Origin of the sequence: Coleofasciculus sp. G2-EDA-02 (genome assembly GCF_040226375.1) — a bacterium.
In the GTDB taxonomy this organism is placed as follows: Bacteria; Cyanobacteriota; Cyanobacteriia; order Cyanobacteriales; family Coleofasciculaceae; genus Coleofasciculus.
On record NZ_JAVKEW010000014.1, the window covers coordinates 1 to 8,389 of the forward strand.

9 protein-coding genes and 1 riboswitch are annotated in these 8,389 nt (G+C 45.8%); of the genes, 6 read left to right on the forward strand and 3 right to left on the reverse strand.

Annotated elements, in window-relative coordinates:
- The first annotated feature begins 300 nt into the window (after positions 1-300).
- Entirely contained in the window at positions 301-684 is a 384-nt protein-coding gene (locus tag RLO19_RS01020) for a DUF4346 domain-containing protein (protein WP_446334140.1), read from the forward strand.
- A gap of 46 nt (positions 685-730) precedes the next feature.
- Here the strand turns inward: RLO19_RS01020 and psb32 are convergent, their stop codons facing one another.
- Positions 731-1,447: a photosystem II repair protein Psb32 gene (psb32, locus tag RLO19_RS01025; protein ID WP_446353041.1), complete on the reverse strand. Its 717-nt coding sequence runs from the start codon at positions 1,445-1,447 to the stop codon at positions 731-733.
- A 329-nt stretch (positions 1,448-1,776) separates the two neighbouring features.
- Between psb32 and RLO19_RS01030 the strand changes: the two genes are divergently transcribed.
- Both RLO19_RS01030 and RLO19_RS01035 read left to right on the forward strand, forming a co-directional pair.
- On the forward strand, positions 1,777-2,271 hold the full coding sequence (locus tag RLO19_RS01030; protein WP_446353043.1) for a photosystem I reaction center protein subunit XI: 495 nt from the start codon (positions 1,777-1,779) through the stop codon (positions 2,269-2,271).
- A gap of 69 nt (positions 2,272-2,340) precedes the next feature.
- Positions 2,341-2,457 (forward strand): photosystem I reaction center subunit VIII, encoded by a 117-nt coding sequence (locus RLO19_RS01035; protein ID WP_446334143.1) that lies wholly within the window; start codon positions 2,341-2,343, stop codon positions 2,455-2,457.
- Between the two features lie 278 nt (positions 2,458-2,735).
- Here the strand turns inward: RLO19_RS01035 and RLO19_RS01040 are convergent, their stop codons facing one another.
- Positions 2,736-3,131: a hypothetical protein gene (locus RLO19_RS01040; RefSeq protein ID WP_446353045.1), complete on the reverse strand. Its 396-nt coding sequence runs from the start codon at positions 3,129-3,131 to the stop codon at positions 2,736-2,738.
- Between RLO19_RS01040 and RLO19_RS01045 the strand changes: the two genes are divergently transcribed.
- The 3 genes from RLO19_RS01045 (at position 3,115) to RLO19_RS01055 (ending at position 7,568) form a co-directional block, all read left to right on the forward strand.
- Positions 3,115-3,513: a hypothetical protein gene (locus tag RLO19_RS01045; protein ID WP_446353047.1), complete on the forward strand. Its 399-nt coding sequence runs from the start codon at positions 3,115-3,117 to the stop codon at positions 3,511-3,513. The two genes, RLO19_RS01040 and RLO19_RS01045, sit on opposite strands and share 17 nt — an antisense overlap.
- Positions 3,514-4,180: 667 nt before the next feature.
- Positions 4,181-4,277, forward strand: a riboswitch (TPP riboswitch).
- 8 nt (positions 4,278-4,285) lie between these two features.
- Positions 4,286-5,659 (forward strand): phosphomethylpyrimidine synthase, encoded by a 1,374-nt coding sequence (gene thiC / locus RLO19_RS01050; RefSeq protein WP_446353049.1) that lies wholly within the window; start codon positions 4,286-4,288, stop codon positions 5,657-5,659.
- 202 nt (positions 5,660-5,861) lie between these two features.
- Complete coding sequence (locus RLO19_RS01055; RefSeq protein WP_446353051.1) at positions 5,862-7,568, forward strand: adenylate/guanylate cyclase domain-containing protein; 1,707 nt, start codon at positions 5,862-5,864, stop codon at positions 7,566-7,568.
- 51 nt (positions 7,569-7,619) lie between these two features.
- On the opposite strand, the gene RLO19_RS01060 is transcribed toward RLO19_RS01055, so the two are convergent.
- Positions 7,620-7,919, reverse strand: coding sequence for a hypothetical protein (locus tag RLO19_RS01060; RefSeq protein ID WP_446353053.1), 300 nt, complete (start codon positions 7,917-7,919; stop codon positions 7,620-7,622).
- Positions 7,920-8,389: the final 470 nt, after the last annotated feature.

Here is an 8,389-nt window from a genome sequence, read left to right on the forward strand (position 1 = left end):
ATTGATAATTGACAATTGATTAATTGGGTCTAAAACCTCTTCGTTTACGAAGAAATTAAAAAAGATTTTCCTTAATTTCAATCCTCTTCTTTTAAGGAGAGGTCATTATCCATTGTTCATTATCCATTGTCAATTTGTGAAGAAAGTCTCTTTGTTTCCTAACTAACCTCAGCACAATTGGCAGGAGTCTGGATTTTCGTCCCAATTGTCCATTTGAGTCTTCTGCCTCCTACCCTCTGCCTGCTGTAAAGTGTCCAAGCACGGTACTATTCAAGAAGGGAAACATTGAGCTAAGAAAAGATGAACCAAACAGCAGAAGACCTGCGTACTATTGATGACAAACTGTCTAAACGGGAAATTGAACTTGATCCTGGTGGATATTTTATTATCTACCTTGACCGGGATGGGGGGTTAATTTGTGCCAAACATTTCACCAATGTGATCGATGATCGCGGTTTAGCGGTTGACCCAGAGACGGGTAAACCGATTCCCGCACGGGGGAAGGTGGAACGGACTCATACTACCTTATTTACCGGTAGAACCGCCAAGGAAATTTGTGTGACTATTTTTGAGCAAACCCAGCCCTGTCCAGTCACGATGTTAGATCATGGGGCTTATTTAGGACGGGAGTTTATGCGGGCTGAGTATGCTTTAATTACTGGACAGGAGTATGTCCAAGATTAGCGCCTCACAGGGAACAGTGGCAAATGACAAATGACAAATGACCAACTTAGCCAGAGAAGCCCTGATAAAAGAAGTAGGTTGCCATCGGTACTACTGTAGCGACAACCAATAAGACAACAACCCAGATGGTCGAGTTTTTGGTGTCAGTTTCTTCAGCACTGGTAAATGTGCCTTCAACCTGAACCGTTTCTTCGACAACCGGAGGACCGGGATCAGGTTGACCTGATAGAACAGCAACTAAGCGATCGCTAGCCTCTAAAAAAGACTTATTGTACTTGTTACCATCCCGTAAGGGGACTGTCATTGTTTCTGAGGCGACACTTGCGGCGATGTCGTCGGGCATAATTGACTTGACTGCTTCCCCGGTGACAATGGCAGTATTATTGGTCAGGGTATCAATCAGCAGCAAGGTTTGATTGGCTTGTGCTTTCGGTGTCGGATACCATTTTTCAAATAGGGCTTGGGCAAAGCTGTCTGCGGTTTCACCGTAGTCTAAACGGCGAATGGTCACAAATCTGACTTCCTTGTCGGTTTTCTGGGCTAAGTCTTCCAAGCTTTTGCTCAACTTGCCTTCACTCAGGCGGCTGAGTACGTCGGCTTGATCAATCACCCAGGTTGGTTCACCCGCGTTGACGTTGGGCATTTGGTAGACGCCTATAGCGTTGGCAGGTGTAGCTACCAATCCGCTGACTAAAACGCCCAGTAATAGCGGTAGTATTAGACGTTTCAGGTTTTTGTATAGTTGATTGAAGATATGTCTCATTTACTGACTCTTGAGATTACTATTTTTTTCAAAATACTACAATAATAGTGAACGACCGACATTTAGCTCATGCCTTGACATATAGCCGCATTTGTGCAGGTCATATCCCTGATTTCTCCAAGAAGTCAGGGGTTTTGGTCTGTGGGCGTAGATGATGATTAATGCCGATTACTCCATGGAGACACGGCGGTGCTATATCCTTAACCTATAACTAATTTGATGAAGTTTTTTAAAGGTCTTCCCATATTCTGCCATGGGATTACCCCTCCCTGCGTACAATGTTAAGTCAGGTATTTTTGTAAACATTCAGAGTGAGAGGCAACATCTAAATGGCAGATGCAAGAGATATGGAAATGGTAAAACCTTATGGGGGTGACCCTTTTGTGGGTCATTTATCGACTCCAATCAGCGATTCGGCGTTTACCAGAGCGTTTATTGGCAACTTGCCAGCTTACCGCAAAGGGCTATCCCCGTTTCTACGCGGTTTGGAAATTGGCATGGCTCATGGTTACTTCCTGCTTGGTCCGTGGGTTGTATTTGGACCGTTACGGGATTATGAACCTGCCAGGTATCTGGGCGGCTTAGTCGGCGCCTTGGTGTTAGTTCTTCTGGGAACCGCCGGAATGGCAGCTTGGGGATTAGTGTCGCTCAAAGACGCCGCCGAAAGCGCTCCGAGTACAGAACGGCTCAAAACCTCTGAAGGTTGGAGTGAATTTGCGGGTGGATTCTTTGTTGGAGGTATGGGTGGCGCTTTCGTTGCCTATTTCCTACTTGAGAATTTTGAGACGGTGGATGCCATTTTCCGGGGTTTGGTTAATAACTAACCCCATTGGGTTCACGAATTGAGTAATATTTGTTTTGGACTCTTGTAAATTTAGATAGGACAATTTGACATGACCGGTTCTTATGCAGCTTCGTTCTTACCCTGGATTCTGATTCCTGTCGTCTGTTGGCTTATGCCTGCGGTGGTGATGGGACTTCTGTTTATCTACATTGAAAGTGACGCCTAACTTTAGTGCGAGCATCTTGCTCGCCATGTGATCTCGCATTGTGAGGGGAGCATTGTGGGCGAGACGCTCACGGCTGCATGTCAATGCAAGTAGGTTGGGCTTTTGGAACGAAACCTAACTTATCGGGTTAGCTTGGATGTTTTGTGCTTTCCTTGACATGCTTCCGACGCTAACAGAATCTGATCCATTTTTGTCACTTTGGGGTTGGGTTCTGGGCGAAGCATTCTTGAATCAGCTTATGGGCTTCGTACTAAGTTGTTGGCAAGAATGCTTCGCCCCTAGGAGTTTTTGGCAAGAATGGGCGATTTCCTAGGAGAATATTGATTGTTATTCCGATATAACATCTGATGGAAGGTGACAACCACGGTGTATTCATCTCTATCACAAGAAACCTTAAAACTACGCTGGGGATACAGTGACTTGAGATGATTTGCCCACATTTGTTTGATTACTTGTCCTAAATAAAATAAGTTATCAATCCCAACCGATTCTGCATCCGGGAGCAAATCATCAATGTGCTGATGGTTCATTACCTGTTCAATGGCGGTAATATCCTCTCTGAGTTGTGCTTTCCACTGCTCATAAATTTCTAGATTAAAGGCTTCTGATAAAAATATACCCTCCTCATGTTCGACAAAATCAGGTAAAAAGAGTTTGGTGAAGGCTAAAGCCACTTCAATGTTAGCTGTCCCGAAATATGACTTGATTTCTCCAGAACAATATGATCAGGAACAAATCGCTCGTCGCTACGATAATCGAGCAGTCAAGCAGAAAAGGAGAGGAAAAGAACGCGATAATAAAGCCGAAAAAGCGATAAAAAAATTAGAGCAGCAGTACGATAACTTTTGTCTCAAGCGTTTAGGTGATACCCACGCCAAAATCCTTATCTCTGACTCCAAGTTTGCTGTTGTCACCAGTTTTAACTGGCTGTCGTTTAAGGGAGATCCCAACCGCACATTCCGAGATGAACGGGGAATATTAGTGTCTGAGTCACAGAAAATCAAGGAACTATTCGACAATGAGATGGAGAGCTTTGAACTTGGAATTCGTTCGTAGTAAGGGCTTTAGCACTATATTTTGTGGATTGACACAGTTAAAATAATAGAAAAAAGATTAGAATAAATCGGCGATCAATCACCAATTTCCTAAATACTGTAACCCTGTAACCTTGTAACCTTGTAATCTTGTAGGGGCGAGTCGCTGGACTATCATCAAGGGGAAATTCCTTAATTTTCTCGACTCGCCCTGCTATCATCAAGGGGAAATTCCTTAATTTTGTTGAGGAACCCGAATCTTTTGTTAATCCGGAATCAAGGATAACTTGGTGGGTTACGGCGGATAGATCATTCAATGGTTCGTTTCCGTGGGTTGAGTACCGCCTAACCCACGATGGCGCACTGGCACAGCTAAAATTGTCGAATAGATCTTACCATTGAATTGGGCGCACGCCATGCGCCCCTACGGTTTTCGGGCTCCCATTATAATTCATCAAATAAGGTGTGCCACGCTACTACTGGACTGACACAGCTAAAATTGTGGGATAGATTTGACGGTGAAATTGGGCGCACGCCATTGACGGTGAAATTGGGCGCACGCCATGCGCCCCTACAAAGCTAATCTACCAATTAAGGTGTACCACGCCACTACGGGTTAAGGTTTATCTATCAAACGTAAACTTTTATAAAGCTTTATCCCCTCACCCAAGCCTAGTGGTAGGATGAACAACTAAAGCTAGGGGTGCCTGAGCAACCAGGCTGAGATTACACCCTGAGAACCTGAGACTGGTTAAGACCAGCGGAGGGAAGCGGTTTATTAAAAGGAATCTAATATGAGATCAGAATGGGTCGCTAAGCGGCAGGGACAGGGTAATGTTACACAAATGCACTACGCCCGCCAAGGTGTGATTACCGAGGAAATGCATTATGTCGCAGGGCGAGAAAACCTCTCCCCAGAACTGATTCGGGATGAGGTGGCGCGGGGACGAATGATTATTCCTGCCAATACTAACCATACCAACTTAGAACCGATGGCGATCGGCATCGCGTCTAAGTGTAAAGTCAATGCCAATATCGGTGCGTCTCCCAACTCTTCCAATATTGACGAAGAAGTCGCCAAGTTGAACCTGGCGGTTAAATATGGCGCCGATACTGTGATGGATTTATCCACGGGGGGTGGGAACCTAGATGAAATCCGCACGGCGATTATCAACGCTTCCCCTGTACCCATTGGCACAGTACCCGTGTACCAAGCCCTGGAAAGCGTTCACGGTACGATAGAAAACTTGACCCCGGATGATTTTCTCCAGATTATTGAAAAACATGCCCAGCAGGGGGTTGATTACCAAACCATTCACGCGGGACTTCTGATTGAACATCTACCCTTGGTGAGAAATCGCCTCACCGGTATTGTTTCTCGCGGTGGCGGTATCCTGGCGAAGTGGATGCTGCACCACCATAAGCAGAATCCTCTCTACACTCACTTCGACGATATTATCGAGATTTTCAAGAAGTACGATGTCTCGTTCAGTTTAGGTGATTCCCTGCGTCCAGGTTGTACTCATGACGCCTCTGACGAAGCGCAATTAGCAGAACTGAAAACCTTGGGACAACTGACTCGCCGCGCTTGGGAACATGATGTGCAGGTGATGGTGGAAGGTCCGGGTCATGTGCCAATGGATCAAATTGAGTTTAATGTTAAAAAGCAGATGGAAGAGTGTTCTGAAGCACCGTTCTATGTGCTCGGACCCTTGGTGACTGATATTGCTCCTGGTTATGACCATATCACGTCCGCGATCGGGGCAGCCATGGCGGGTTGGTATGGGACAGCAATGCTGTGCTACGTGACACCCAAGGAACACTTAGGACTACCGGATGCTGAGGACGTGCGAAATGGCTTAATCGCCTATAAAATAGCTGCCCATGCTGCCGATATTGGACGCCATCGCCCTGGCGCACGAGACAGAGACGATGAACTTTCCCGCGCCCGTTATAACTTCGACTGGAATCGCCAGTTTGAGTTAGCACTTGACCCTGAGCGGGCAAAAGAATATCACGACGAAACTTTGCCCGCAGACATTTATAAAACGGCTGAATTCTGCTCAATGTGTGGACCCAAGTTCTGCCCAATGCAAACCAAGGTTGATGCGGATGCGTTGACAGAATTGGAGAAGTTCTTAGCCAAGGAACCTGTTAAGCAAAGCTAACTTTCAATTATAACACATAGAACAAGAGGGTGGGTATTACCCACCTTTTTTTGTTTTTTATGAGTCGGAATTGATGCTTAGGGCTTATGCAGGTTTTCACGGTTTCAGTCAAAATAGTTACCAGCAAGTCATTAATGTTCATCCTTCAAGTCGTGTGGCTACCATTTAGATACATTGTGCAGTGTCTTAAAACAGTTAACCTTTGTTTAAGCCGAATCGTCAACGTAAACGATTAAAAAAAAATCTGACTAGAGGAATTGTCAGTCTCATCAGATGGCTGGCAAAACTTGGTAAAGGTTTATATAACACGATAATGTCGCTGCGATCGCGTCGGCATTCTTCTACCCAACCTTCCACTCAAGCTGCACCCTTACCCGCCAACGAAGCAGAGCGGCTCAAAGCTCTGCGGGGGTACAACATCCTTGATACACTACCCGAACAAGACTTTGATGACCTCACAGCTTTAGCCTCACACATCTGTGGGACTCCCATCGCCCTGATTAGCCTGATTGATCAAAATCGCCAGTGGTTTAAGTCAAAAGTTGGCATCGATGCGACACAAACACCCAGAGAACAGGCATTTTGCGCTCATGCTATTCTGAATCCCGAAGATATCATGGTTGTACCCAATGCCTTAAAAGACGAGCGGTTTGCCGGGAACCCTCTGGTGACGTCTGATCCCAATATCCGATTCTATGCGGGCGCTCCTTTAGTAACTGAAGATGGTTTTCCCTTGGGAACCCTGTGTGTGATTGACAAGATTCCTCACGATCTCACACCGCAACAGATCACCGCCCTCCAAGCTCTAAGCCGTCAGGTGATTAACCAAATGGAACTACGGTTGAATTTAACCCGGTTAAATCGCCAAGTTGCTAGGCGCCAAGAAGTCGAAGCCAAGCAGCGAGTATCAGATCAGCAAGTCGTCGAACTCCTCGAAAGCATGACTGATGGGTTTTTTGCCTTGGATCGGCAATGGCAGTTTACCTACGTTAATCAAGTCGGCGCTCAAATTTTACACCGCCAACCTGAAGAATTACTACGTCAGAATATCTGGGACACTTTTCCCGATACGGTAGGTTCAAAATTTGATCGGCAATATCACAAAGCAATGGATCAACAGAGTCCTGTCACCTTTGAAGCCTTCTACCCACCCATCAAATGCTGGTTTGAAGTGCGAGCTTTTCCCTCCTATGAAGGACTCTCGGTTTTCTTTCATGACATTACCCAACGCAAGCAAACCGATGCGGCTTTAAAACGGGAAAAGCAAAAAGTTGAGAACTTGTTACTCAATATTTTGCCCCAAACTATTGCCAAGCAGTTGCAACATGAGCCAGGATTAATCGCCCAGAAACATGAAGATGTGACCATTTTATTTGCCGACTTAGTAAAATTCACTCAACTAGCGGGTCAGATTTCTCCCCAAGAACTGGTTAGCTTGCTCAACATGATCGTTTCTACGTTTGATCGATTAGCCCAAAAGCATGGTTTGGAAAAAATTAAGACCATTGGTGATGCTTATATGGTAGTTGGCGGACTACCTACCCCTCAGAGCAACCATGTCGATGCGATCGCGCAAATGGCACTGGATATGCAACAGAGCCTTGAACAAATCAATACCTCAACGGGTAAGAATTTTCGTTTGCGGATTGGGATTAACACCGGAGTCGTTATTGCGGGCGTCATTGGCACAACTAAGTTTAGCTACGACATTTGGGGTGATGCGGTGAATATCGCTAGTCGCATGGAATCTCGCGGTCAACCGGACAGAATTCAGGTAACTGAGATAACTTACCAGCGCTTGCGAGACAAGTATGAGTTAGTCGAACGGGGATTTATCCGGGTTAAAGGCAAGGGTAAAATGAAAACCTATTGGTTAATCGGTGAAAAGCCGAAAATTGTGCAACAGTAAGAAGTAGGCGAACCGCTCGCACTCCTATTCCCTTCTACCTTCTGCCTTCTACTATAAATCGTGACCAATTTGAGGGTTAATGGATGTCTCACAATCTACAGAGGAAGCAGGAAAACTGAATGATATCGCTAACGCCATACCAGAAAGAATTAAGAACATGAGCCAGGATTTGCGGCGTTGGTGTTCATCGGATTGCGTCTCTTCATCCATTAGCCAATTCCACAGTAGGAAGCAAAGACTGACTCCGGGTTCTAGGTTGGATTTGAATAACCAGTCGATGAGATTAGGAATTAGGAATTCGGCTAATAGCCAGAGTTTCTTTTTCCAGGTTTTGGATGTTGGGGATTTCATGGCTTGACCTCGTTAAATTTAGGGTTATGAGGTCTAGTCAGGCGATTGAAAAAATAGATTAAAAACATGAAGTAGGTAGTTAGAAAAAGTAATTCGATTGATTGGAATTGTGGCAAATTAACGATAATCATCTACAAATGGATCGAAACAGATTATAAATAGAGGAAAATAATTGGAAATAGCTGGAAATAGTTGGTTTTATTTTTTAGGGTATTTCTACTGACAATTGACATCGGTTTTGCTACGTTAAATGTAGGGGCGCAAGGCTTGCTATCTAGGTCAAGTTAAGCCACAATCTCCCTCACCCCCAGCCCCTCTCTATCCCCCCTAGCCCCCATCCCCCCTAGCCCCCATCCCCCCTAGCCCCCATCCCCCCTAGCCCCCATCCCCCCTTGCCCCCCACCCCCCCAGCCCCCCCGTGGGAGGGGGGGGTGTGAGGGGGGGGGGTGGGGGGGGGGGGTTAGGGGGGG

What these genes read in the sequence shown, in the direction of transcription:
- RLO19_RS01020 (WP_446334140.1), top strand. Translation starts at nt 301, where the DNA reads ATGAACCAAACAGCAGAAGACCTGCGTACTATTGATGACAAACTGTCT.
- thiC (WP_446353049.1), top strand. Translation starts at nt 4,286, where the DNA reads ATGAGATCAGAATGGGTCGCTAAGCGGCAGGGACAGGGTAATGTTACA.
- psb32 (WP_446353041.1), bottom strand. Translation starts at nt 1,447, where the DNA reads ATGAGACATATCTTCAATCAACTATACAAAAACCTGAAACGTCTAATA.
- RLO19_RS01030 (WP_446353043.1), top strand. Translation starts at nt 1,777, where the DNA reads ATGGCAGATGCAAGAGATATGGAAATGGTAAAACCTTATGGGGGTGAC.
- RLO19_RS01035 (WP_446334143.1), top strand. Translation starts at nt 2,341, where the DNA reads ATGACCGGTTCTTATGCAGCTTCGTTCTTACCCTGGATTCTGATTCCT.
- RLO19_RS01060 (WP_446353053.1), bottom strand. Translation starts at nt 7,919, where the DNA reads ATGAAATCCCCAACATCCAAAACCTGGAAAAAGAAACTCTGGCTATTA.